Raw genomic sequence first — 24,305 nt, 5'->3', positions numbered from 1 at the left:
ATTCGCCTTCCTGGGAGGGACATTGGACGACATCCGTACTGATCCCGTCGCGATCGTCGGCATGGCCGGCAGGTTCCCGCAGGCTCCGGATCTGCACAGGTTCTGGGAACTGCTGATCAACGGCCGCGACGCGGTGGGGCAGGTGCCGGCCGACCGCTGGGACCCGGCGGACGTGGTCGATCCGACCCGGGAGATCCAGGGCGTCGGCGGATTCCTCGACGGGGTGGACCTCTTCGACGCCGAGTTCTTCGGGATCTCGCCGCGTGAGGCCGAGGTGCTCGACCCGCAGCAGCGGCTGATGCTCGAGACGGTGTGGCGTGCCCTGGAGGACGCGGGCGAGCCGGCCTCCGGGCTGCGCGGATCGCGCACCGGGGTCTACATGGGCGGCCTCTGGCACGACTACGAGCTGCTCCGCAAGGATGCCGGCGCGGGTGCGACCCAGCACAGCATCGTCGGCAACTCGCTCGACATCCTCTCCTCCCGGGTGTCCTACGTGCTCGGCCTGACCGGGCCCAGCCTCACCGTCGAGAGCAGTTGTTCGTCCTCGCTGGTGGCCCTGCACCAGGCGTGCCAGGCGCTCCGGCACGGAGAGGTCGACGCGGCGTTCGTCGGCGGGTCCAATCTGATGCTGACGCCGGAAGTGACCATCGGACTCACTCACTTCGGTGGGCTGTCGCCGACCGGGCGCTGCCACGCCTTCGGTGCGGGGGCGGACGGCTTCGTCCGTGGCGAGGGCGTGGCCGCGGTGTATCTGAAGAGGCTGGACAGGGCGCTGCGCGACGGCGACCGGGTGCGTGCCGTGATCGTCGCCAGCGCGGTGAACAACGACGGCGGCGGGGACAGTCTGGTGACGCCGAATCCGGCGGCTCAGCGCGATCTCCTGCGCCGGGCGTACGGTTCCGGAGCGGTGCCCCTCGACAAGCTCGCGTACGTCGAGGCGCACGGCACCGGCACGGTGCGGGGCGACACGGCCGAGGCGTCCGCGCTGGGCGAGGTGCTGGGCAGGGCCCGTGAGGCCGGCCCCCTGCACATCGGATCGGTCAAGACCAACATCGGCCACCTCGAACCGGCCGCGGGCCTGGCCGGGGTGATCAAGTCGGTGCTGGCGCTGGAGCACGGTGTCGTACCCGCCAGCCTGCACTCCGAGGAGCTGAACCCGGCCATCGACTTCGAGGGACTGAACCTCGCCGTCGCCAGGAAGCCCCTGCCCCTCGCCCCGGACAGTCACATCGGGGTCAACTCCTTCGGCTGGGGCGGCACCAACGCCCACGCGGTCCTGACCGGCCCGCCGCCGGCGGCACGAGCCGAACCGGCCTCGTCGTCCGAGCCGGTCCGGTCATCCGAGCAGATCCCGTCCTCCGGATCCGCCCCGGCGTCCGAGCCGTTCCTGCTGCCGCTCAGCGCCCACACCGAGTCCGCGCTGGTCCGACGGGCCGAGGACGTGCGCGAGCGGATCGACGCGGGCGTGTCCGCCCGGGAGCTGGCCGGGACGCTGGCATGGCACCGCGACCACTTCACCGAGCGGCGCGCCCTGATCGGCCCCGAGCTGTTCGAGGCCGCCGCGGGCCGGGCGCGGGAGGTCGGCAAGGTCGCGTTCGTCTTCCCGGGACAGGGCGCCCAGTGGGCCGGGATGGGCGCGGGCCTCTACGGGCACAACACCGCGTTCACCCGCGCCATGGACCGGTGCGCCGAGGCGCTCGCCCGGCACGTCGACTGGGACGTACGCGCCCTGGTGACCGGTGCCGAAGCCTCGGCGGCGGTGGACCGGATACAGCCCGCGCTGTGGGCCATGTCGGTCTCGCTCGCCGCCGCGTGGACCGACACCGGGGTGCGGCCCGACCTCGTACTGGGCCACAGCCAGGGCGAGATCGCCGCGGCCACGGTGGCCGGGGCCCTCTCCCTGGAGGACGGCGCACTCGTCGTCAGCAGGCGCAGTGAACTGCTGCGGCGGGTCGCCGGGCAGGGCCGGATGCTGGCGGTGGACCTGAGCGCCGCCGAAGCCCTGGCCGCGCTGGAGGGCTTCGAGGGCCTGGTCGAACTGGCCGTGCACAACGGCCCCCGTTCCTGTGTGCTGTCCGGGGACGCGGACTCCGTCCTGCTGCTCAAGGAGATCCTTGAGGCCGACGAGGTGTTCTGCCGCCTGGTGGACGTCGACTACGGATCGCACAGTCCGCAGATCGACTCCCTCACGGAGGTGATCCAGACGGCCCTGGCACCGGTACGCCCCCGCCGCGGGCACCTGCCGATGATGTCGACCGTGGATCTCGCCGGCCTCGACGGCACCGAGGTGGACGCCGGGTACTGGGCGAGGAACCTGCGGAGCCGGGTCCGGCTCGCCGAGGCGGTGGAGCAGCTGCTCGACCGCGGGGTGACGCATTTCGTCGAGGTCAGCCCCCACCCCGGACTCGGGACGGCGCTGCGGCAGATCGGCGGGGTCCGCGCCGAGCCGCCGGTCGTGCTCGGCACCCTGCGCCGCGACGAGGGCGAACACCGGGACCTGCTCCGTGCCTTCGGCGAGGCGTACGTCTCGGGGCTGGACGCCCGCGGGCCGCGACCGGCGAGCCGTCCGTCGGAGGGCGCACCGCCGTACCCGTTCCAGAGCGTGCGGCACTGGGTGAAGCCCGCCCGGGGCCGTGGCGCGGCGAACGGGCGGCTGGCTCTGTCGCTGACCCCGTCGACGGCTCACGGGGTGTGGGAGGGGACCGTCCCGCTCGCCGTGGAGGCACACCCCTGGCTGGCCGATCACCGCGTGCACGACCTGGTCCTCTTCCCGGCCGGCGGCTGTCTGGCGCTGCTCCAGCACGCGCTGGCCGGCACCGCGGACGGACCGGTCCTGCTGCGGGACGTCGAGCTGCCCTCGGCGCTGGTGCTGGGTGACGAGCCGGCCGGGCTCGCCGTCACCTGGCGGCGCGGAGCCGGCGACGCGGGCGTACTGACGGTGGCGTCCGCCCACGAGACGGGGTGGACCCGGCACTGCCGGGCCCTGGCTTCCTGGGGGGCCCCGGCGGAGTTCCGGGCCTTTCCGGAGCACCTGCTCGCCGTGGAGGCGCAGGACGCCGACGCGTTCTACCGGGGCTGCGCCCTGCGGGGTCTGGGCTACGGACCGGCCTTCCGGACGGTGACGCGGGCGTACGCCGGAGACGGCGAGGCGCTGGTCGAGCTGGAACTGCCGGCCGGAAGCCGCTCCGGAGATCTCGTGGCGGCGTTGCACCCGGTGCTGTGGGACGGTGTCCTCCAGGCGGCCCTGGCGGCGGGTGACGGGCCGTCGGTCCCGGTGGCGATCGGCTCGGCGCTGGTCGCCGCCACCGGCGCGAGCCGCTTGTGGGTGTACGCGCGCCGTCGGGCGGACGGCTTCGACCTCGACGTGTTCGACGCGGACCGTGCTCCGGTCGGCCGCGTCGACGGACTGGTGCTCGCCGAACTGCCGGTCGAATCCGGGCAGGACGACATCGCCGCCGACGTCTACCGGATGGTCTTCGAACCGTGCGAGCGCGAGGAGAAGGACGCACCGGCCAGGACGGTCGCCTGCCGGCGGACGGATCTGCTGCCCGACGCGGTGGGTCTCGACGCCCTGGCCGAGGCGGACACCGTGGTGTTCGTCGCCCCGGAGGACGGGCGGGCGGGCCTCGTCGAGCTGACCGCTCTGATCCAGAGGTGCCTCGAGGAGAACCCGTCGGCCCGGTTGGCCGCCGTGGTGCGCGAGGGTGGTCCCGGAGCCGGTCTCTACCCCGGCTTCCTCGCCGTCGTGCAGGCCGAATACCCGCAGTTGGGCGCCCGGTTGATCGAGGTGGACCAGCTGTCGGCGGACTCGGCGGACGAGCTGGCGGAGGAGTTGGCGGCGACCGAGGACAGGGTACGCCTGCGCAAGGGCGAGCGGCTGGTCGGACGGCGCTCGCAGGGCGGCCTGCCGGGAACCCCCGCGCCCTGGCGCACCGGTACGGGCGCCCAGGCGTTCCGTCTGGAGGTGGCCAGGCCGGGAAGCCTCGATTCGCTCCAGCGCCGGCCCCTGGACCGGTCGGCGCCGGCCGCGGGACAGGTGGAGATCGCGGTGGAGGCGGCGTCGGTCAACTTCATCGACGTGATGAAGGCGATGGGCGTCTACCCGGACGAGTCCGCCGACCGCGAACTGCTGGGGCTCGACTGCGCGGGCACCGTGACGGCGGTGGGACCGGGGGTGACGGGGGTCCTGGTCGGTGACCGGGTCGTCGCGGGCGGCTTCGGTTCGCTGGCCACCCACGCCCTGGTGGACGCACGGCACGTGGTGCCGCTGCCCCCGCGGCTGAGCCCCGCGCGGGCGGCGGCTCTGCCGATGGTGATGGTGACGGCCTGGCACGCGCTGATCGACGTGGCGCGGATCGAGGCCGGGGAGACCGTGCTGATCCACTCGGCCACCGGCGGACTCGGCCTCGCCGCCCTGCAGGTCGCCCGGTCGGCCGGAGCCACCGTGATCGCCACGGCGGGGACCGAGGAGAAGCGCGCCCACCTGCGTGGACTGGGCGTCGAGCACGTCTTCGACTCCCGCGGGCTCGACTGGGCCGCGGGGGTGCGTGGCGCTACCGGCGGCCGGGGCGTGGACGTCGTCCTCAACTCGCTGGCGGGGGCCGCCATCGCGGTCGGGCTGGAAGTCCTGGCGGAGGACGGCAGGTTCGTGGAGGTCGGCAAGCGAGACATCTACGCGGACACCTCCGTCGGTCTGGGTGCCTTCGCCAAGTCGCTCTCGTTCACCGCCGTGGACATCGCCGGCATGCTGCGCCGGCGCCCCGAGCGGTTCGCCCGTGTGCTGCGGGCCGTGTGGGACCGGGTGGAGAGCGGTGTGCTGACGCCGCCCGAGGTCCGGGAGTGGGGCTTCGCCGACGCGGAGACGGCCTTCCGGACCATGTCGCGGGGCGAGCACATAGGCAAGGTCGTGCTCACCGCTCCCGCCGAGTGCTCCACCGTGGTGCCGAAGCCGCTGCCGGACGGCCGCTTCCGGGCCCGGGGAAGCTATCTGATCACCGGCGGCCTCGGCTCGCTCGGCCTCTCCCTGGCGGAGTACCTGGCGGAGAACGGGGCGGGCGCGCTCGCGCTGCTGGGCCGGTCCGCACCCGGTGACCCGGACCGGATCGACGCCCTGCGCGCCCGTGGCGTCCGCGTCGGCGTGTGGTCCGCCGACGTGGCGGACCGGGAGCGCATGGGTGCGGTGCTGGACGAGATCCGGGACACCCTGCCTCCGCTGCGCGGTGTCTTCCACGCCGCGGGCATCCTCGACGACGCCACCCTGGGCAGTCTCGACGCCGCGCGGATCGAACGGGTGCTGCGCCCGAAGACCGACGGCGCCCGGGTACTCCACGAGCTCACGGCCACCGACGGGCTGGACCTCTTCGTGCTCTTCTCGTCGGCCGCCGCCTTCGTCGGTACTGCCGGCCAGGCGGCCTACGCCGCGGCCAACAGCGGTCTGGACGCGCTGGCCGCCGAGCGCCGGGCTGCGGGCCTGCCCGGTCTGAGCGTGCAGTGGGGTCCGGTGTCCGGCGTGGGTCTCGCGGCCCGCGCGGCCGGTCGCGGTGACCGTCTCGCCGACCGCGGTATGGGCAGCCTCCCCGTCGACGCCTGCTGGCGGGCCCTCCGGTCGTTCATCGAGAGCGACGAGGCGGTGGTCGCCCATGTCGCGCTCGACGCGCGCCGGTGGCTGGAGACGTACCCCGCGGCCGCCGCGCTGGCCAGCTGGCAGTCGCTGGCGACGGCCGAGCGGACCGCGGTGAAGAGCGGACTGCGCGAGGTGCCGCCCGAGCAGCGGCGCCCCCTGCTGGAGGAGGCGGTGCGTCGTGAGGCGGCGCAAGTGCTGCGCGTCGACCCCGGCCGGCTGGACCGGGACGTTCCGCTGAAGGCCCTCGGCCTGGACTCGCTGATGTCCCTGGAGCTCCGCAACAGGCTGGAGACCTCGCTCGGGCTGCGGCTCAGCCCGACGCTGCTGTTCAAGTACGGCACGGCGGCCCGGCTGGGAGTGGCCCTGTCGGAGCTGTTCGACACGATGGAGGCGGGGACCCATGGATGACCGGCCGATTCTCACCACGGCAGAGGTCCGCTCGCTGCTGAGGGAGTTCATGCCGGACCGGCGGGGCATCGATGTCGCCGAGGTGACGCCGGACGGGGTGCTGTTCACCACCGACGCGGAAAGCCTGTCGGTCCGGCCCGGAGGCACGGTCTCCGGACCGGCCATCTTCGCCTTCGCCGACGTGTCCGCGTACCTGACCGTGAGCGCCTACCTGGGCAGGACGCCGTCGGCGGTGCTGAGTTCGAGCAGTATCAGCTTTCTGGAGGCCGTCGAGCCCGGTCCGCTGCGCGCCAGGATCGAGCCGGTGCGCATCGGCAGGCGGACCGGGGTCTTCACGGCGTGGGTCGAGGACGAGCAGGCGCGCCGGGTGGCCATGGCGACGCTGCACTTCTCCTTCCCCGGTCGCCGGGGAAGGAGCGGCACAGCGGGAGCGTTGGGCGCGGGCGCGGTGGGCGCGGCCGGCTGACGCGGTGAGCGGGAGTGGGAGCGGATCGCTCCGGGCGTCACACCGGACGTACGGAGTACGTGATCCGCTCCCACGGGTAGGCCGGCAGGGAGACGACCGCGCGCCCGGTCACCTTGTCCTGAGGCGGTGTCTCGGCCGCGTCCAGGGTCCGTATGCGGGGGTCGTCGTCGCCCTTCGCCAGTGCGGTCAGCGCGGCGCGGGCGTCGTCCGTGTGGTCCGCGCTGATCCAGACCGCGTGGCGGAGCCGGGTGCGGCCGTACGTGGCGGTGTGGGCGAACGCGGGATAGGGGTGGTCCGCCACCTCGTCCGCCCAGCGGGCGGCCAGGCCGCGCAGGGCCGGGAGGGTGTGCGCGCTCACGAGGAAGCCGTCCGCTCCGGCCCGGTCCGGGAGTTGTCCCCCGTCGGGGCCGGTACCGGGGGCGGCTTCGATGCCGTTGTCGGTGCCGGCGGAGAGGACGACATGGGCGTTGGTTCCGCTCATGCCGAACGAACTGACCGCCGCGCAAAGGCCCGAGGACGCTTCCCAGGGGACGGTCGCGGTCGGCACGGTCATGCCGCTGTCGCCGAGGTCGATCCTCGGGTTCAGGGTATCGAACTGCGCCTGGCGGGGAATGTGGCGCCGTTCGAGGCAGAGGACGGCCTTGATCAGTCCCAGGACCCCCGCCGCGGCCTCGGTGTGCCCCAGGTTCGCCTTCACCGATCCCACGTGCCACCGCTGCCCGGTGCGGCCGAGCGCCATCCGGGCGGCCTCCAGCTCGATCGGGTCGCCCAGCGGGGTACCGGTGCCGTGTGCTTCCAGGTACCCGATGTCGGCGGCGGCCAGCCCGGCGCCGGCCAGCACCGATTCGATCAGCCGGCTCTGCGCCAGTACGTTGGGCGCGGTGAAGCCGGAGGAGCGGCCGTCCTGGTTGACGCCGGTGCCCTCGATCACGGCGAGGATCCGGTCGCCGTCCTTCCGCGCGTCGGACAGCCGCTTGAGCACCACCGCCCCGCACCCTTCACCGCGTACGAAACCGTTGGCGCGTGCGTCGAAGGGGCGGCACCGGCTGTCCGGTGACAGCGCCTCGGTGCGCGCGATCTCGGCCGTGGAGCGCGGTGCGAGAACCAGGTTGACTCCGGCTGCCACCGCCACGTCGCAGTCGCCCGCAACCAGGGCGCGGGCCGCCGTGTGCACGGCGACCAGGGAGGACGAGCAGGCCGTGTCGATCGCCATGGCCGGGCCCTGGAAGCCGAGGGTGTAGGCGATGCGGCCGGCGGCGAAGCAGTGGCCGTTGCCGATCAGCCAGGAGGAGCTGGGCTCGCTCTCCGCCCAGTGGCGGTAGTCCTGACCGGTGATGCCGACGAACACACCCGTCGACTCCGCGGTCCGCGCGGGCGGGATCGCCGCGTCCTCGAACGCTTCCCAGACCACTTCGAGGAGCAGGCGGTGCTGCGGGTCGAGATTCCGCGCTTCCCGGGGGGATATACCGAAGAACTTCGCGTCGAATCCCAGCACGTCGTCCAGATATCCGCCGCGGGACAGAAGCCCGTCCCATCCTCCCGGAAATGCACGGCGACGCTGTTCCGGCAATTCGCCGGTCAGGTCCCGGCCGTCGGTCAAGGAATCCCAGTACGTTCTTCGGTCGGTGATTCCGCCGGGTGCGCGAAGACCCGTTCCGACGATGGCGATACGTCGCTCTTCGCGCCGGCCGTCGAGTTGTTCGCGCAGGGTACGGATGGTTTCCATGGCCCGGCGCAGAGGGCCGGAAGCGGTACCGGGATCAGGAGTCGAGGACATCGCCCGAGACAGTAGCAGCCGACGCGGCAGCTTGATAAGGGCTGTTCCGTGATCTTCGGTGACCCGTGCGCGGCGTCCGCATTCCGGATGCGCGCGTTCGCTCCGGCACCACGGAGAGATCACAGGACGGCCCTTAAATGTGCGTACCACCTGTCCGCCGACGAGAAAGAGAGGAAAGGGACCTCACCGGCGAGAGAGAGTGAAGTGGGAACAATTGACACCACGGTCCGCAGGGTCCGGACGTTGATCGTCTACGGGCTCTGGCCCCGACAGCTCCCGGTGTGGCAGGGTGCTTGAGCGAGCTCGGGGGTAATCCTGTGTGGGCTGACGTCGTATGACACATCGTCAGCGCACTGCCCACACCTCCCGCCAACGACCTGCGAAGGGGTGAGGACGCTTGACGACTGCAATTCTGGACGACGAGGAAGTCGTGGTGCGCACGCCGGAGGAATTCCACCGGATGCCCCGCGATTACCAGAAGATGCTGATCAGTCAGATCACCATCAACACCGAGGGTGAGCTCTCGGGCGGCGACGACTACGCGCTGATGTTCCTGCCGCTCGCGCCCTCGTCGGAGGAGCGCCAGGTCTGCGCCGAACGCGCCGCGGAGGAATACGACCACTACAAGATCGGCAAGCGGATCCTCGCCGATCTCGGGGTCGACACCTCCTACATGGAGTCCCAGAGCATCTCCGAGCGCATGCTGTTCGCCGACGACCGGATGCACACCTGCTCGACCTGGGCGGAACGCGGGGTCTACTCCTACATCGGGGAGGAGACCGCGATGGTGATGCTGCGCGAGTTCGCCGACAGCAGCTACAAGCCCTGGGCCGAAGCGGTCCGCACGATCATCCAGGACGAGAAGATCCACATCGCTCACGGAGCCAGGGTCTGCCGCAACCTCGCCGAGACCGAAGAGGGCCGGGAGCAGCTCCAGGCGGCGCTCGACCGCCTGTGGCCGATGTTCGTCGGAATCCTGGGCAGCCCCAACACCAAGCGTTCCCAGGCAGTCGTACGGTACGGCCTGCGAAAGACCACCAACGCCGAAGCCATCGAGCTGTGGCGCGAGAAGGTTCTGCCGCGCATAGCCAATCTCGGCCTGCGCGTACCCGAGTAGGTTGTGGAGACTGCCATGGCCATACCTGTAGCAATCACTCCCCGCCCGCCGTCGCGTGCGGAATCCAAGGCGCGTCTGCGCGAACTGCTGGCCGGCCGACCGGACTTCGCGGAGCGTCTCAAGGCGCTGCGCACCATGGGCATCCGGGTGCGCGGGTGCGAGGTGCACCTCACCACCGCCTGCAACATCCGGTGCAAGGGCTGTTGGTACTTCGAGGGCGGTTTCGACACCGCCGTCCGGGAGACCTCGGACCCGGGCGTGATCCGGGAGTTCGCGCGGAAGCTGGCCGCGGACGGCGTCACTCAGGCCACCTTGATCGGCGGAGAGCCGACCATCGTGCTCGACCGCGTGCAGCCGTTCGTCGAGGAGCTCCCCTACATCACCATCTCCTCGAACGGGCTGCGCCCGCTGCCGCGGGAGGGGTTCGAGAACGTCGCGATCGGCATCAGCCTGTTCGGCGGCGGTCCGCTCGACGACGAGTTGCGCGCGCACCGGCCGAACGGCTCCTCGTTCACCGGCCTGTTCGAGAAGGGGCTCAAGCACTACAAGGACGATCCCCGGGTGACGTTCGTCTTCGCACTGTCCGAAGAGGGCCTGCCGTACGTCGAGCCCACGGTGCGGGCGATCCGCGACAACGGCAACGTGGTGACGTTCAACTTCTACAGCGCGCACGGCTCGGACCACCCGCTGCGGATCGAGAACGAGCAGCGCACGCTGGGCGAGGCGCTCCGGGTCAAGGAGCTGTACCCCGACACGGTCGTCAGCCACCCCTACTTCATCGAGGCGCTGATCACCGGACGCGGCCACTGGGGCGCGCAGTTCGGCTACGACGTATGCCCGAGCATCAGCGTCGACATGCCCGAGCACGAACTGCGGGTGAGCAACGGCAACCCGGTGCTCGACGGATTCGCGGTCTACGGCGCGGACTACAAGACACTGCAGTTCTGCTGCACTTCGGGCGACTGCGGCGGCTGCCGCGACAGCCAGGCCGTCTACAGCTGGTTGATGGTCAGCCTCAACCACTTCCTCGACAGCCCCCAGCGGCTGGAGACCTGGCTGGACCTGGCCGAGAGCTACTGGCGCCAGTGGGCCTGGTCCCAGGGTCAGTCCCCGAATTTCAACCGCTGAGCACCACCGCACCATCGAGCCTCAGAAAGGGAGCGACCATGTCTGCACCTGCAACCGCCGAGTCCGTACTCGACCTCATCCGCACCGAGCTCATCGAATCGGGCGTCGAGGAGGAGACCATCTCCCCCGATGCCAAGTTCGACGACCTGGACATCGACTCCCTGGACGTGGGCGAACTGATGGCGACCATCAAGCGCACGTACGGGGTCAGCATTCCGCGCGCTGAGCTCGCCGACGTGACCGTGGGCCAGCTCGCGGCCAAGATCACCGAAAAGGCCGCCAGTTGACGTCTGCGGTCGCGGTCACCGGCGTCGGTGCGGTCACCCCGCTCGGCGTCGGTGCCGCTGTACTGATCGACCGTCTCGCCGCCGGCGAGACCGGTCTGGGGTCGGGCGAGGGCCGTTGCGCGGAGTTCGACGCGGGGGACTTCCTGACCCGTCGTGACCGCCGGCGGAACGCCCGGTTCTCCCAGCTCGCGCTCGTCGCCGCCGAGGAGGCGCTGGAGCAGGCGGGCTGGCTCGAGGAGCTGCCGTATCCGGCCGAGCGCATCCGCTGCGTCGTCGGCACCGGACTCGGCGGTGTTCCGGAGGGAAGCCAGGGCGGTGTCGCGTCCCCGCTGACGGTCCCGCTGATGATGTCCAACAGCGCGGCAGCCGCTCTGAGCACGCGCTACGGCCTGGGCGGCGAGTCCTTCGCCACCTCGGGCGCCTGTGCGGCCGGGGCGCAGGCCATCGGGGTCGCCCTGGGCGCGATCCGCCGCGGTGAGGCCGCGGCGGCGGTCGTCGGTGGTGCGGAGGCGGTACTCCTGCCGCTCGTGCGGGACTCCTTCGCGGAGGCCGGGGCGCTGTCCCCGACGGGTCGCTGCGTGCCGTTCGACGCGGGGCGCGACGGATTCGTCATGGGCGAGGGCGCCGGAATCCTCGTGCTGGAGAGCGTCGAGGGGGCCCGGGCCAGGGGCGCCACGATCCTCGGGCTGGTGCTGGGTTACGGCGCCAGCTCGGACGCGCACCACCTCACCGCACCGGCCCCGGACGGGGTGCCCGCCGCCAGGGCGATCCGGCGTGCGCTGAACGATGCGGGCGTCACCCCCGCTGACCTCTGCTACATCAACGCCCACGGGACGGGGACGCTGCTGAACGACGAGGCGGAGATCCGCGCGTTGCGCCTGGCGCTCGGAGAGGCCCTCGCGTCCGTCCCGCTCTCCTCCACCAAAGCCGCCACCGGTCACCTTTTCGGCGCCGGCGGGGCGGTGGAGGCCATCGCCACCCTCGGTGCCCTGCGCACCGGGCTCGCCCCCGCGACCCACGGCCTGACCGAGCCGGACGTCCGGCTGGGGGCCGTGGACCACCTGATGTCCGCCCGTTCGCTGAGTCCGGGCCCGAACCGCGCGGTCGGGCTGTCCGACTCGCTGGGCTTCGGCGGGCACAACGCCGTCCTCGTACTGGGAGCACCATGAGCGGATTCGACTTCACCGGCCGCCGCTATCTGGTCACCGGGGTGACCAACCAGGAGTCGATCGCCTGGCACGTCGCGGCCGGACTCCAGCGGCAGGGCGCCGAGATCGTGCTCAGCTCGTTCGGCCGTGCCGCCCGGATCACCCGGAAGGCCGCCCTGCGGCTGCCCTCCCCGCCGGACGTCATCGAACTCGACGTCACCGACGAGTCGGCCTACGCCACCGTGGCGAAGGAACTCACCGATCGGTGGGGCCGGTTGGACGGGGTGCTGCACAGCATCGCCTACGCCCCCGCCGACGCCGTCAGCGGCGCATTCCTCGGAACGCCGGCGGCCAGCGCGCTGTCCGGTTTCCAGGTCTCCGCGTACTCGCTGCAACGGCTCACGGCCGCGCTCGCTCCCCTGCTGACGGCGGGTGGCCGCGGCGGCAGCGTCGTGGGGATCACCGTGGACAGCGCCCGCGCGCTGCCCGGGTACGACTGGATGGGGGTGTTCAAGGCGTCACTGGAGGCGGTAGCCCGCTACCTCGCGTTGCATCTGGGGCCCGACGGCGTGCGGGTCAACCTGGTCGCGGCCGGACCGCTGGAGACCCTGTCCGCGAAGGGTGTGGGGAGCTTCGACGCGCTGGCCGACCACTACGAGAGCTGGGCGCCGCTCGGCTGGGACCGCTCGGACCCCGGACAGGTGGTCGGCGCGGTGCTGTTCCTGCTCTCCGATCTCGCCGCGCGTACGACCGGACAGGTGCTCCACGCCGACGGCGGTCTGCACGCCGTCTCCGCGGGCATCGGTGACCCCCCGCACCGCCCCGGCCCGCCTACTGCCGAATGATCTCCGGCTCAGTCACCGAGTGATCGGTTCCCAGGGGTCGGCGATCGTGGGCGGACCGCGTTCAGCGGGTGTGACGTGCGCGGCCGGCCTTCTGCGCGGGCGCGCGCCGACGTGACGTCGGTTTCCTGCCAGCATCCGTCCCTGCGCCGATCCAGTCTGGACACATGTCCAGACACACCGTGCTCCCCATCGACCCAACCGTCCTGAAGGAACTGCGGGTTGCCGACGACGCGGGCCGTCCCTGCGTCCCGTACTTCGCGACCGGCGACGACGAGGGCTCTCCGCTGCGCTGCTGCCTGCGACCCATCGCGCTCGGCGAGCGGATCGCCCTCGTTTCGTACGCGCCGTTGCGTCGCTGGGCCGCCACGAAGGGGACGGATCCCGGCGCGTACGACGAACAGGGCCCCGTCTTCCTCCACGCCGACGACTGCGACGGGTTCACCCCCGGCGAGGACTACCCCTTCGCTCGGCCGGGCGCCCTGCGCACCGTGCGCCGCTATGACGCCCGGGGCCACATCGCAGGTGGCCGCCTTCTTGAGATCCCGGCCGACGCCTCGACCGGCTTCGACGCGGCCTTCGACGAAGCGTTCGACGATCCGGACGTGGAGCTCGTCCACGTCAGGGCACTGGAATACGGATGCTTCCACTTCGAGGTGCGACGGCCCTCCGCCGAGGAGCGGTAGCAGTCGTACCACCTGCATGACCGGCTTCGAGGGGCCGGGTGGTGTCCGGCGGCTCATGGCCGGACCCCACCCAGCAGGGTCTCTCAGCCCGGGAACCGCCCGCTGCCGCGCAGCTCCCAGCGGCGTTCGGCGTACGCCAGGTCGTCGCGCCAGAGCCGCCCGGCGGAGGCCCTCATCAGCGGGCGCAGCAGCGGTGCCGCCGCGCGGGCGAGCGCGAAGCCGCGACGGTCGGAAGCCGCGACGACCGCCTCCACCACGGCGGTGCGCGGCCGCCCGGCCGAGTCGGTACCGAGCGGGGTGGCGTGGCTCTCGACCACTGATCCCCGGCCCTCGCCCTCGGTGATGTGCATGACGACGGTACGGGGTTCGGGCGCCGTGAACACGGCGCGTACGGGCACCACGACGCGGCCCGCCACCTTGAAGGAGACGTCGACCGCGAACCCGTCCCGTCCGTCCCCGGCGTCGCCGCCGGGAACGTCGAGCACGGTCAGGTCCACGAAGGAGTACGGGTGGAACCAGGCGCCGTGCCAGGGGTCGAGGCGGTTGGCGACGACGTCCTCGGGTTCGCAGGTGCCGAAGCCCTCGTACACCGCGTCGACCGCCGTCGAGGGGACGGGCCGTTCGGGGAGGACGGGCCGGTCCAGCGGCACCTCGCCGCCCACCGCGTCCAGCCGCACCCAGGCGAGGACTCCGTCGTCGAAGGCGGGATAGGGCTCCCAGCCGGCGAACGGCTCGCCGTTCAGGGCGAGTCCGTGCCAGTGGCAGACGAGGGTTCCGCAGCGGACCGGGCTGTCCTTCAGCGGTGCGCCCAGGTGCGGGCAGGCTCCGGGGCCCGCGCGCAGGCGGCCCGAGGCGTCGCGCCAGGCGACGACCTCGGTGCCCTGGACGGTCCGGCCGAAGGAGCGGCCGGGGGTGATGCGGCGGGAGGCGCCGATGACGTACCAGTTGCCGGAGGGGCGGCCGAGCGCGTGCGTGAGGGCGCCCGCGATGAGGGCGGGGCGGGCGTCGCGCCAGGTGGGGCGCTGGCGCTCCCACGGCACGGGGTCGCGGCGCAGCCGCAGCGGGATACGGCCGCGGCGGGCGGGCCGGCCGGTTCCGGGGTGCGTCATGCCACGTCCTCGTGCGCGGTTCCGGCGGTGGTACGGGTGCGGTGCGGCTGCTCCGCCGGTGGGGCGCCCGTCGCGGGGAGGGAGGGGCGCGGGTCCTTCGGCCGAGGTGCGGTGGCGGTGCGGGAAGCGGGGCGTGCGGCGAGGGCGCGTACCAGCCCGTCCAGGGCGACCGTGGCGCGGCGGGCGCGGGAGACGACCGCGCGCCGGTGGAGCACGGCGTAGCCGTCCGCCTCGATGGCGTCGAGGATGCCTCCGTACAGCACGAACGCGGTACGGATGCAGGGGCGTGACTCGGGGGCGAGCAGGGCGATGCCGGGCAGGGCGCGGCGGTAGATCTCCCGGTTGTGCGCGGCGGCGGCCCGCAGCGCGGAGGTGATGCGCGGGTCACGGACGCCGCTCGCCCGGCTGTGCAGCAGGAGTTCGCGGTCCACGCCGTGTGCGGCGAGCAGGTCGGCCGGGAGGTAGACGCGGCCCCGGTCGAGGTCCTCGCCGACGTCCCGGAGGAAGTTGGTGAGCTGGAAGGCGACGCCGAGGCCGGCGGCGTACGGGGCGGCCTCCTCGCGGGGCCCCGTGGTGCCGAGGACGGGCAGCATCTGGAGGCCGATCACGGCGGCCGATCCGTGGGTGTAGCCGCCGAGTTCCTCCCAGGAGGCGTACCCGGTCACCGTGAGGTCGCTGCGCATGGAGGCCATGAAGTCGGTGAAGTGGCGGTGGTCGATGCCGTACACGGACGCGGTGTGGACCAGCGCCCGGATCACCGGTTCGTCGGTGGTGCCGTGCGCGAGGCCCTCCGCGAGCCGCAGTTCGAAGGCGAGGAGCGCCCGCTCGCGCTCCCCGGGTCCGGCGTCGACGGCCAGGTCGTCCACGATGTCGTCGGCCCGGCGGGCGAAGCCGTAGAGGGCGTGCACGGCGGGGCGGCGGTCGGCGGGGAGCAGCCGGGTCGCGAGGAAGTACGTCCTGCCGTGGCGTGCGTTGAGCCTCCGGCAGGTGGCGTACGCGGCGCGCAGGGCGGGGTCGTGGATGGCGGCCGCGTCGAGTTCACGGGCGGTCATACGGAGGTGCCTTTCGGTACGGGGCACGGGGTGCCCGCGGTGGCCTTGCGGGGCCGCGGCGCACCGGTGATCCGGGCGGCGGCGAGCTTTCCGGAGACGATCACGGTCGGCACGCCGACGCCGGGGGTGGTGCCGCAGCCGGCGAGGACGGCGTTCACGGTGCCCCGCACGAGGTTGCGGGGGCGGAAGGGGCCGGTCTGCGGGAAGGTGTGGGCGGCCGAGAAGGGGGTGCCGGCGGCGTGCCCCTGGGCGGTCCAGTCGACGGGGGTGACCAGGCACTCCTCCTCGATGGCGGCGCCGAGTCCGGCGAGTCCCCGGCGTTCGAGTTCGGTGAGCAGGCGGTCCCGGTAGCGGGGGGCGAGCTCGTCCCAGGTGCGGGCGGAGGGGCCGATGTCGGTGTTGGGGCAGGGGGCGAGCACGTAGTGGAGGTGCTTGCCGGGCGGGGCGAGTGCGGGATCTCCCGCGGTGGGGCGGGTGATGAGCAGGGAGGGGTCGGTCATCAGGGAGCCGGTGCGGGTGAGTTCGTGGAAGGTGCCCTTCCAGGCCCGGCCGAACGAGAGGGTGTGGTGGGCGAGTCCGGGCCAGGTGCGGTCCGTTCCGGCATGCAGGACGACGGCGGACGGCGAGTGCCGGATACCGCCCGGGCGGCGGGGGGTTCGGCCGAGCAGCCGGTAGCTGACGGGCAGGTCCGGGGTGAGGACGACCGCGTCGCAGGGGATGCGGCCCCGGTCGGTGACGACGGCGGTGATCCGGTCCCCGGAGCGCTCCAGCCGGCTGACGGACTCGCCGTAGCGGAACGCGGCACCGGCCTCGGCGGCCGAGTCCGCGAGCGCCCTCGGCAGGGCGTGCATCCCGCCGCGCGGGAAGTACACCCCGGCGACCGTGTCCATGTAGGCGATGACGGCGTACGCGGCGAGCGCGCGGGCCGGGGGCACTCCGGCGTACAGGGCCTGGAAGGAGAAGACGCGGCGCAACCGTTCGTCGTGGAGGTAGCGGCCGATCCGGGCGTCGAGCCGGCCGAAGCCGCCGAGCGCGGCGAGCCGGGCCAGGTCGGGATGGAGGAGCTGGAGCGGGGAGTCGAAGTTGGCGTCGATGAAGCGGCGCATCTGGACGGCGTAGAGGCGTTCGAGCCACTGCCGCAGGCGGCGGTAGCCGAGCGCCTCGTGGCCGCCGGCGAACTCCTCGACGGCGGCCTCCATCGCCGCCGGTTCGGTGTGCACGTCGAGGGTGGAGCCGTCGGCGAACCAGGCGCGGTAGGCGGGGTGGAGCGGGATCAGGTCGAGCCGGTCGGCGAGCCGGTGCCCGACGGCGGCGAACGCCTCTTCGACGAGGTCGGGCATGGTGAGCACGGTGGGGCCCGTGTCGATGCGGTATCCGCCGCGTTCCAGCAGTCCGGCGCGTCCGCCCGGCGTGGGGTCGCGTTCGACGACGGTGACCCGGCGGCCCGCGCCGAGCAGGTGGAGCGTGGCGGACAGGCCGGCGAGGCCGGCGCCGATCACCACGACGTGGTCGGTGCGCCCGGGGACGGTCCTCATCGGGTGGTGTCTCCTTCGGGAGCGGTGCCGGGCGTGTGTTCGGATGCGGACGCCCGGGGCGGCGAGGTGCGTCCGCCCGCGGCCTCCCGCAGCAGGAGGCGCAGCTGCCGGGCGCCCGCCGGGGCGAGCCCGGCGAGGTCGAGGCGGGCCTCCGCCTCGGCGGCGAGGCGGTCCGCCCGGTGTTCGACGGCGGCGCGCGCGCCGCTGAGGGTGAGTGCCTCCCGTACCCGGGCGAGCCCCTCGTCGGTGAGGCCGGGGTCGCCCACGCCCGCGTCCAGGACGGCGAGCACGGCGGTGTCGCCCGCGGCCTCGGCGCGTTCCCGGGCGACGGCCACCAGGTAGGTGGGCTTGCCGTCGCGGAGGTCACCGCCGGAGGGCTTCCCGGTGACGGCCGGGTCGCCGAACGCGCCGAGCAGGTCGTCGCGGAGCTGGAAGGCGGTGCCCGCGCTGCGGCCCGCGGCGCGCAGGGCGGCGGTCGTACGGTCGTCGGCGCCCGCCAGCGCGGCGCCGAGGGCGAGCGGACGCTCCACGGAGTAGAGGGCGCTCTTGAGGCGGGCGGTCCGCAGGGCGTGCGCGGCGGTACGGGTCGCGGCGGCCTGTCCGTGCAGGTCGAGGTACTGGCCGGCCACCATCTCGGTGCGCATCGCCCGCCAGATCGCCAGGACGCGGCTCCGGGTGGCGGGGTCCATGGGTACGGCCGAGACGGTGTCGTCCGCCCAGGCGAGAGCGAGGTCGCCGACGAGGACGGCGGCCGAGGTGCCGAACGCGGTGTCCGGCGGCCCGCCGGTCAGGCCCGCCAGCTCCACGTGGACAGCGGGGCGGCCCCGGCGCAGCACGGAGCCGTCCATCACGTCGTCGTGGACCAGGGCGCAGGTCTGGATGAGTTCGAGGGCGACGCCGAGGCGCAGCGCCGCGTCCACCACGTCCGCGCTTCCGCCGCAGGCCCGCATCGCCCACCAGAGGAAACGGGGCCGGGCACGCTTCCCGCCGCCGAGGGTGAAGTCCGCGACCCGCCGGGCCACGTCCCGGGCGAAGACGGTGTCGATGGCGGCGGCCTCAGCGAGGTGCCCCCGGAGCACCGTGCGGGCGGTCCGCAGTACTGCGCCGGCCACGTCCGCGTCGACGGATTCGGCGGGCTCGGCTGATGCGCCGGCCTCCGCGCCCTCGGCGGCGGGCGCCCCGTGCCGGGGCGGGGCGGCGCCGGCCGGGCGGCCCGGGTCGCGGCGGTCGCGGCCCCCGCGCGCGCCGTCCGGGCCCGGCCCCTGCCGGGGCCCGTCGAGCGCCCGGTCGTGCCGGCCCTCCACCACCGGGGCTCCCTCCGCCGGAGTTCCCCCCGCCGGGTCGCCGTGGGCGTGTGCCGCCGGGGCGTACGGCTCCCGTGCGGCCGGACCGGCCGGGGTCCCCTCGGAGGAGCGGCCGGGACGGTCGGGCGGTTGTGCGTCCCCGTGGGACCGCTCCGACCGCCGGTGGTCGGCAGAGGCGGTAACCGCTGGCCGGGTGAGGCGCATCGCAGGTCCTTCTGGTCGCATCGGTCTCCGTACCGCTCGGGCCGGCCCCGCACCGCCGGGCCGGCGCGCCGGCGGTACGGGGCCCGTCGCGGACCCCGGTCCTCCGGGCCCGTCGCGTCTCTTCCGGCGTCCCCCGTCCGGCGGATGCGGGCGGGCCCCGATCCGTACCGGTCGGGGCACGAGGCACTGACTCCCGAGGGGATCACGCCGACCGGCCGGGCGGCGGCTGCCGGGGCCGGTGGCGGGGACTCCGGAGCTGCCCGGCGACCCATTCGGCCGTCCCGGACGTGTCAGGGTGCATCCGGCCGGGCCCGCCGGGCGGAATGCGCTACGGGCGGGGACGGTGGATGCAGGAGACCGGAATCGACCCCGAGGCGGAGGCGCCATGGAGAGGGCCAAGGAGACGGCCGAGCGGACCGCGGACGACGGCGAGGGCCTGCGCTGCCTGGTCACGGGGGCCACCGGCTACATCGGGGGCCGCCTGGTGCCGGAGCTGCTGGCGGCCGGCCACCGGGTGCGCTGTCTGGCGAGGACCCCCGAGAAGCTGCGCGACTACCCCTGGGCCACCGAGGCGGAGGTGGTGCGCGGGGACGTCACCGATCCGGAGTCGCTGGCGGCGGCCATGCGGGGCATCGACGTCGCGTACTACCTGGTGCACGCGCTGGGCACCGGTTCCGGCTTCGAGGAGACCGACCGCCGGGCGGCCCGCACCTTCGGCGAACAGGCCAGCGCGGCGGGGGTGGGCCGGATCGTGTACCTGGGGGGCCTGACGCCCGACGACGTACCGGAGGAGGAGCTCTCCCCGCATCTGCGCTCCCGCGCGGAGGTCGGCCGCATCCTGCTGGATTCGGGGGTGCCGACGACCGTGCTGCGGGCCGCCGTCATCATCGGGTCGGGTTCGGCGTCCTTCGAGATGCTCCGCTACCTCACCGAGCGGCTGCCGGTCATGGTCACCCCGAGCTGGGTGTCCACCCGGATCCAGCCGATCGGCGTCCGGGACGTGCTGCGCTACCTCGTCGGCAGCGCGCGGATGCCCCGGGACGTGCACCGCTCCTTCGACGTCGGCGGGCCCGACGTGTTGACGTACCGGGTGATGATGGAGCGCTACGCCGAGGTCGGGGGCCTGCCGAAACGGCTGATCCTGCCCGTCCCGATGCTCACCCCCCGGCTGTCCAGCCATTGGATCGGGCTGGTCACTCCGGTGCCCCGGGCCCTCGCCCGGCCGCTCGCGGAGTCGCTGAGGTACGAGGTGGTCTGCCGCGAGCACGACATCGCGCGGTACGTCCCGGACGGGCCGGGTCAGCCCTTCCCCTTCGACAAGGCGCTCGGCCTGGCCCTCCAGCGGGTCCGGGAGGCGAAGGTGACCACCCGGTGGTCCTCGGCCTCGCTCCCGGGCGCGCCCAGCGACCCGCTGCCCACGGACCCGGACTGGGCGGGCGGCAGCCTGTACGAGGACGTCCGGGAGCGGGACGTGGACGCTCCCCCGGCGGCGCTGTGGCGGGTGGTGGAGGGGATCGGGGGCGACAACGGCTGGTACTCGTTCCCGCTGGCCTGGGCGGTACGGGGGTGGCTGGACCGGGCGATGGGCGGGGTCGGACTGCGCCGGGGCCGCCGCGACGCCGACCGGCTCCGGGTCGGGGACTCGCTGGACTTCTGGCGCGTGGAGGAGATCGAGCCGGGCAGACTGCTGCGGCTGCGGGCGGAAATGCGGGTGCCGGGGCTGGCCTGGCTGGAGATGTACGTCGAGAACCGGGACGACGGGCGCTCCCACTACCGTCAGCGCGCGCTCTTCCACCCGCGCGGGCTGCTGGGCCACGCCTACTGGTGGAGCGTCTCGCCCTTCCACGCGATCGTCTTCGGCGGGATGGCCCGCAACATCGCCCGCGCCGCTTCCCGGACCCCCGGCTCCGCCCGGGCCCGGGCGGAGACCGCGTCGGGGCGCCCTCGTCCTCAGGAGCAGAACTGAGAACGTCAACGACACGGACGGCCGGCGCCACACCACCGTGCGTGGCGGCGGCGCATCCGGACCGCACCGCCGCACGGAAGCAACGGACGCAGCGGGAGCTCCAGAAGCTCCCCATGTCCTCGTTCCGGTTCCGACCCGCCCAGGAGTAGCGCCATGACCGTCTCGGTCGTCCTGTTCACCTCCGATCTGCGGCTGCACGACCATCCGCCGCTGCGGGCCGCCTCGGCCGCGAGCGACGGGATCGTGCCGCTCTTCGTTCTCGACCGGCGGGTTGAGGAGGCCGGTTTCGCGGTGCCCAACCGGCGCGCCTTCCTCGCCGACTGTCTGCGGGACCTGGACGCGGGGCTGCGCGAGCGGGGCGGGCGGCTCGTGATCCGTACCGGCGACGTGTCCGAGGAGGTCTGCCGGGTCGCCGCCGAGACCGGTGCCCGGGACGTCCACATGTCCGGCGGGGTCAGCGCGTACGCCCACGCCCGTGAGGAGCGGCTGCGCGAGGAACTGGATTCGCTGGGAGCGACGTTGCACGTGCACGACGCCGTGGTGACGGCCGTCGCCCCGGGGACGGTACGGCCGACGGGCTCGGGGGCGGACCACTTCGCCGTGTTCACCCCGTACTTCCGGCGCTGGTCCCAGGAGCGGTTGCGGGACCCCCTCGGCCCGCCGCGCGAGGTCCGGGTTCCGGACACCGCGCGCTCCGGCGAACTGCCGTCCCGGGCCCGGGTGTCCGGGGTCTCGCCCGCGCTGGCGGAGGGCGGCGAGAAGGCGGGCCGGGCCCTGTTCACCGCGTGGCGCAGATCGGGACTCGGGTCGTACGAGGACCTGCACGACGACCTCGCGGGCGACGCGACCTCGCGGCTCTCGCCGCATCTGCACTTCGGCACCGTCTCACCGGTGGAGCTGGTGGGGCGGGCCCGCCGCGCGGGCGGCGCGGGTGCGGAGGCGTTCGTGCGGCAGGTGTGCTGGCGCGACTTCCACCACCAGGTCCTCGCCGCCCGCCCGGCCGCCGCGCACGACAACTACCGTACGCAGCACGACGACTGGCGGGACGAGAAGGAGGCAGGGGACGAGATCGAGGCGTGGCGGCAGGGGCGCACCGGTTATCCGGTCGTGGACGCCGCGATGCGTCAACTGCGCCACGAGGGCTGGATGCACAACCGTGGCCGGCTGCTCACGGCGAGCTTCCTGGCGAAGACGCTGTACGTGGACTGGCGGATCGGCGCCCGCCACTTCCTGGACCTGCTGGTGGACGGCGACATCGCCAACAACCAGCTCAACTGGCAGTGGATGGCGGGCACCGGGACGGACAGCCGTCCCAACCGTGTACTCAACCCGGTGCGCCAGGGCCACCGTTACGACCCGGACGGAGAGTACGTACGCCGCTGGGTACCGGAGTTGGCCGGCGTCAGGGGTGGGGCCGTGCACGAGCCGTGGAAGCTTCCGGAGGAGAAGCGCGCCGCGCTGGACTACCCGGCTCCGCTGATCGGTCTGGCGGACGCGCTGGCCCGGTTCAAGCAGGCGCGGGACCTGCGCTGAGGGCGTCCGGCGCCCGGACGCGGGACGGCCCCGCCGGTGGGTGGGGTGCCCGGCGGGGCCGTGTCTCGGTGGGGTGAGGGGCGGTGTCAGACCTTGCGCCAGCGGGCGTTGGCCCAGGAGAAGACGCCGAAGGCGGCCAGTCCGAGGGCGACGAGCACGAGCAGCCAGGGACCGGCGGGGGTGTCGGTGAAGGAGCGGAGGGTGTCGTCCATGCCCTTGGCCTGTCCCGGTTCGTGCTGGACGGCCGCGGCGATGGCGAAGCCGCCCGCCGTGCCGAAGACGACGCCCCGGGCCGTTCCGCCGAACACGCCGACCGCGTCGACGGCCCGGCGGACCTTCTCCCCGGTGCCGGACATGTCGAGGTGCTTGCGGAACTTCAGGGTCACCGCACGGAAGATCAGCCACAGACCGACGCCCACGACGACGGCTCCGGCGATCCCCACGAGCCACTGGCCGCCGGACCAGTCGAGGACCTTGGCGGTGACATCGTCGGTCCGCTTGTCACTGGACCCGCTGCCACTGCCCTTGTCCCCGGCGGCGTACGAGATCACGGAGTACGCGACGAAGGCGTAGAACACGCAGCGCCCGGCGGCGATGATCCGCTTCATGGGCTTCTGCCCGTCCGGCCCGGCCTGGCCGAACAGCGCCTCGGAGAGCCGCCAGAGCGCCATGCCCACGAGTCCGATGCCGAGCAGCCACAGAAGGACCCCGCCGAGCGGCTGCTCGGCCACTTCCTTCAGGGCGCCGCCCCGGTCGGCCTGCTCTCCGCCGCCACTGTCGCCCGGGAAGGCCACGCGCAGGGCGAGCACTCCGATGAGCAGGTAGATGACACCGCGCGCCACGAATCCGGCGCGCGCCGCCGTCTCGACCGCTTTTCCGGTGGCCCCGCTCCGGGCCTGTCCTCGTCCGCGTTCCGCTATCGCACTGGTCTCCATGGACCGACGGATGCCCCTGAACGCTGGATCAATGCCCGCCGCCCAGGATTGTCCCGCGATCGTGGTGGGCCGGTGCGCGGCGTCGGAAGTGGTGCGTCGCCAGGCGGAGGACCGTCCGCGGGCCGGAGGCCGCTGCGGCCTCCGGCCACCCGGCGTGCGGGCCGGATCGATCCACACGGACCCGGTGGCCGGGGTGTTCGACCAGACACAGGAAGTCTTCGGCGCGGCTGCCGACTCGACGCTGCACCACTGGTGGTGGAACGCGAGTGACGGCGACAAGGACGAGAGCTGGGCCGGAACGATCGCCACGACCAGCACCTGGTGACCCGACGGTGCGTCAGCGACCGCCCTTGACACTCGCTGACGTTTTCGGTCAGGTACGCCACGATCGTTGTCGCCCGGCCTCCGCCGGCCGGGCCCGTCCGGACGCCGGCTGAAGGCCGGGCTCGAGCCCCGGCCTTCAGACCGCCTCGGGCTCCTCCGCCGCGGCACCCTGCGCCTTCGCGCGTTTGCCGACGACGGCGGCTGCCGCCGCGGCGCTGCCGAGGAAGGCCAGCGCGACCACCCACGGCTTGTCGAGCACGTGGTCGGTGGCGTGGTCCAGGGAGTAGCGTCCGGCGCCGGCGATGCCGATCGCGGCGGCGGTGAACCCGAGGAACGCCGGGTACTCGTAGCCGCCGCCCTGCGCGAAGAATCCGGCGGGGGCGTGCACGGCGACCGCGCCGGCCATCGCTCCGGCTGCGGCGGCGCCGGCAGCCGGGGTGGCGAGGCCGAGCGCGAGCAGCACGCCGCCGCCCGCCTCGCCGAGCCCTGCGGCGACGGCGCTGTGCTTGGGGGGATGGAAGCCCATGGCCTCCATGGCGGCGGTGGTGCCCTCGACCCCGCCGCCGCCGAACCAGCCCAGGAGCTTCTGCGAGCCGTGGGCGGCGAGGACGGCGCCGGTGCCGGCGCGCAGGACGAGCAGGCCGAGGTCACGCCGGTTGAGGCAGGCCATGGAAGCTCCCGGGGACGAGGAGGACGGGGTACGGCTCCACTGTCGCCCGGCACCGTTGCGGGGGCGCGGCCGGTTACTCCGTACGGGGGACGCCCCGGCCCTCGCGCGGAAGGCGCCCCGGGGGTGCCGGGATGCGACGTACGTCATTGTGCAACTTGTTGCACAAAGCTGTCCCGGTCCTCTACAACTGG

Annotated in this window: 18 protein-coding genes; 11 read left to right on the top strand and 7 right to left on the bottom strand. The window is 73.4% G+C overall.

Features of this window, described 5'->3' with window-relative positions:
- The first annotated feature begins 22 nt into the window (after positions 1–22).
- Positions 23–6,031 carry a type I polyketide synthase gene (locus tag ACWCSV_RS11565; RefSeq protein ID WP_451140937.1) on the top strand — a complete coding sequence of 2,003 codons (6,009 nt, stop codon included), beginning with the start codon at positions 23–25 and terminating at the stop codon, positions 6,029–6,031.
- Positions 6,024–6,497 (top strand): PaaI family thioesterase, encoded by a 474-nt coding sequence (locus tag ACWCSV_RS11560; RefSeq protein ID WP_451140935.1) that lies wholly within the window; start codon positions 6,024–6,026, stop codon positions 6,495–6,497. The genes ACWCSV_RS11565 and ACWCSV_RS11560 overlap by 8 nt, the downstream gene beginning before the upstream one ends.
- 37 nt (positions 6,498–6,534) lie before the next feature.
- On the opposite strand, the gene ACWCSV_RS11555 is transcribed toward ACWCSV_RS11560, so the two are convergent.
- Entirely contained in the window at positions 6,535–8,274 is a 1,740-nt protein-coding gene (locus tag ACWCSV_RS11555; RefSeq protein ID WP_451140933.1) for a beta-ketoacyl synthase N-terminal-like domain-containing protein, read from the bottom strand.
- Between the two features lie 397 nt (positions 8,275–8,671).
- On the opposite strand from ACWCSV_RS11555, the gene ACWCSV_RS11550 reads away from it, so the two are divergent.
- The 6 genes from ACWCSV_RS11550 (at position 8,672) to ACWCSV_RS11525 (ending at position 13,482) form a co-directional block, all read left to right on the top strand.
- Positions 8,672–9,391: a Phenylacetic acid catabolic protein gene (locus tag ACWCSV_RS11550; protein WP_451140931.1), complete on the top strand. Its 720-nt coding sequence runs from the start codon at positions 8,672–8,674 to the stop codon at positions 9,389–9,391.
- Between the two features lie 15 nt (positions 9,392–9,406).
- The gene (locus ACWCSV_RS11545) at positions 9,407–10,519 is read left to right on the top strand and encodes a 4Fe-4S cluster-binding domain-containing protein (RefSeq protein ID WP_451140929.1); all 1,113 of its coding nucleotides are present in this window, start codon (positions 9,407–9,409) and stop codon (positions 10,517–10,519) included.
- A 38-nt stretch (positions 10,520–10,557) separates the two neighbouring features.
- A complete protein-coding gene (locus ACWCSV_RS11540; protein WP_451140927.1) occupies positions 10,558–10,806 on the top strand; it encodes an acyl carrier protein in 249 nt (82 codons plus the stop codon).
- Positions 10,803–11,975, top strand: a complete 1,173-nt coding sequence (locus ACWCSV_RS11535) for a beta-ketoacyl-[acyl-carrier-protein] synthase family protein (RefSeq protein ID WP_451140925.1) — start codon at positions 10,803–10,805, stop codon at positions 11,973–11,975. The genes ACWCSV_RS11540 and ACWCSV_RS11535 overlap by 4 nt, the downstream gene beginning before the upstream one ends.
- Positions 11,972–12,799: an enoyl-ACP reductase FabI gene (fabI, locus tag ACWCSV_RS11530; RefSeq protein WP_451140923.1), complete on the top strand. Its 828-nt coding sequence runs from the start codon at positions 11,972–11,974 to the stop codon at positions 12,797–12,799. Before ACWCSV_RS11535 ends, fabI begins: the two co-directional genes overlap by 4 nt.
- 164 nt (positions 12,800–12,963) lie before the next feature.
- Entirely contained in the window at positions 12,964–13,482 is a 519-nt protein-coding gene (locus ACWCSV_RS11525; protein WP_451140921.1) for a DUF1203 domain-containing protein, read from the top strand.
- 83 nt (positions 13,483–13,565) lie between these two features.
- Here the strand turns inward: ACWCSV_RS11525 and ACWCSV_RS11520 are convergent, their stop codons facing one another.
- From ACWCSV_RS11520 to ACWCSV_RS11505, 4 genes are read right to left on the bottom strand one after another with little or no spacing between them, the layout of a single operon-like run.
- Positions 13,566–14,591: a DUF5914 domain-containing protein gene (locus ACWCSV_RS11520; protein ID WP_451140919.1), complete on the bottom strand. Its 1,026-nt coding sequence runs from the start codon at positions 14,589–14,591 to the stop codon at positions 13,566–13,568.
- Entirely contained in the window at positions 14,588–15,643 is a 1,056-nt protein-coding gene (locus ACWCSV_RS11515) for a phytoene/squalene synthase family protein (protein WP_451140917.1), read from the bottom strand. The genes ACWCSV_RS11520 and ACWCSV_RS11515 overlap by 4 nt, the downstream gene beginning before the upstream one ends.
- Positions 15,640–17,178 (bottom strand): phytoene desaturase, encoded by a 1,539-nt coding sequence (locus ACWCSV_RS11510; RefSeq protein WP_451140915.1) that lies wholly within the window; start codon positions 17,176–17,178, stop codon positions 15,640–15,642. Before ACWCSV_RS11510 ends, ACWCSV_RS11515 begins: the two co-directional genes overlap by 4 nt.
- Positions 17,175–18,485 carry a polyprenyl synthetase family protein gene (locus ACWCSV_RS11505; protein ID WP_451140913.1) on the bottom strand — a complete coding sequence of 437 codons (1,311 nt, stop codon included), beginning with the start codon at positions 18,483–18,485 and terminating at the stop codon, positions 17,175–17,177. The genes ACWCSV_RS11510 and ACWCSV_RS11505 overlap by 4 nt, the downstream gene beginning before the upstream one ends.
- 586 nt (positions 18,486–19,071) lie before the next feature.
- Between ACWCSV_RS11505 and ACWCSV_RS11500 the strand changes: the two genes are divergently transcribed.
- Both ACWCSV_RS11500 and ACWCSV_RS11495 read left to right on the top strand, forming a co-directional pair.
- A complete protein-coding gene (locus ACWCSV_RS11500) occupies positions 19,072–20,652 on the top strand; it encodes an SDR family oxidoreductase (RefSeq protein WP_451140911.1) in 1,581 nt (526 codons plus the stop codon).
- 153 nt (positions 20,653–20,805) lie between these two features.
- Positions 20,806–22,185 (top strand): cryptochrome/photolyase family protein, encoded by a 1,380-nt coding sequence (locus ACWCSV_RS11495; RefSeq protein ID WP_451140909.1) that lies wholly within the window; start codon positions 20,806–20,808, stop codon positions 22,183–22,185.
- A gap of 86 nt (positions 22,186–22,271) precedes the next feature.
- Here ACWCSV_RS11495 and ACWCSV_RS11490 read toward each other — a convergent pair whose 3' ends face one another.
- Positions 22,272–23,120, bottom strand: coding sequence for a DUF1206 domain-containing protein (locus tag ACWCSV_RS11490; protein WP_451140907.1), 849 nt, complete (start codon positions 23,118–23,120; stop codon positions 22,272–22,274).
- 193 nt (positions 23,121–23,313) lie between these two features.
- Here ACWCSV_RS11490 and ACWCSV_RS11485 point away from each other — a divergent pair, with 193 nt between their 5' ends.
- Entirely contained in the window at positions 23,314–23,445 is a 132-nt protein-coding gene (locus ACWCSV_RS11485) for a hypothetical protein (RefSeq protein ID WP_451140905.1), read from the top strand.
- Between the two features lie 135 nt (positions 23,446–23,580).
- On the opposite strand, the gene ACWCSV_RS11480 is transcribed toward ACWCSV_RS11485, so the two are convergent.
- Positions 23,581–24,114: a DoxX family membrane protein gene (locus ACWCSV_RS11480; protein WP_451140903.1), complete on the bottom strand. Its 534-nt coding sequence runs from the start codon at positions 24,112–24,114 to the stop codon at positions 23,581–23,583.
- Positions 24,115–24,305: the final 191 nt, after the last annotated feature.

This window comes from Streptomyces sp. NPDC001770 (assembly GCF_053596135.1).
The sequence above is the reverse complement of the archived record's forward strand: the minus strand, read 5'-3'. Positions and strand labels throughout refer to the sequence as shown.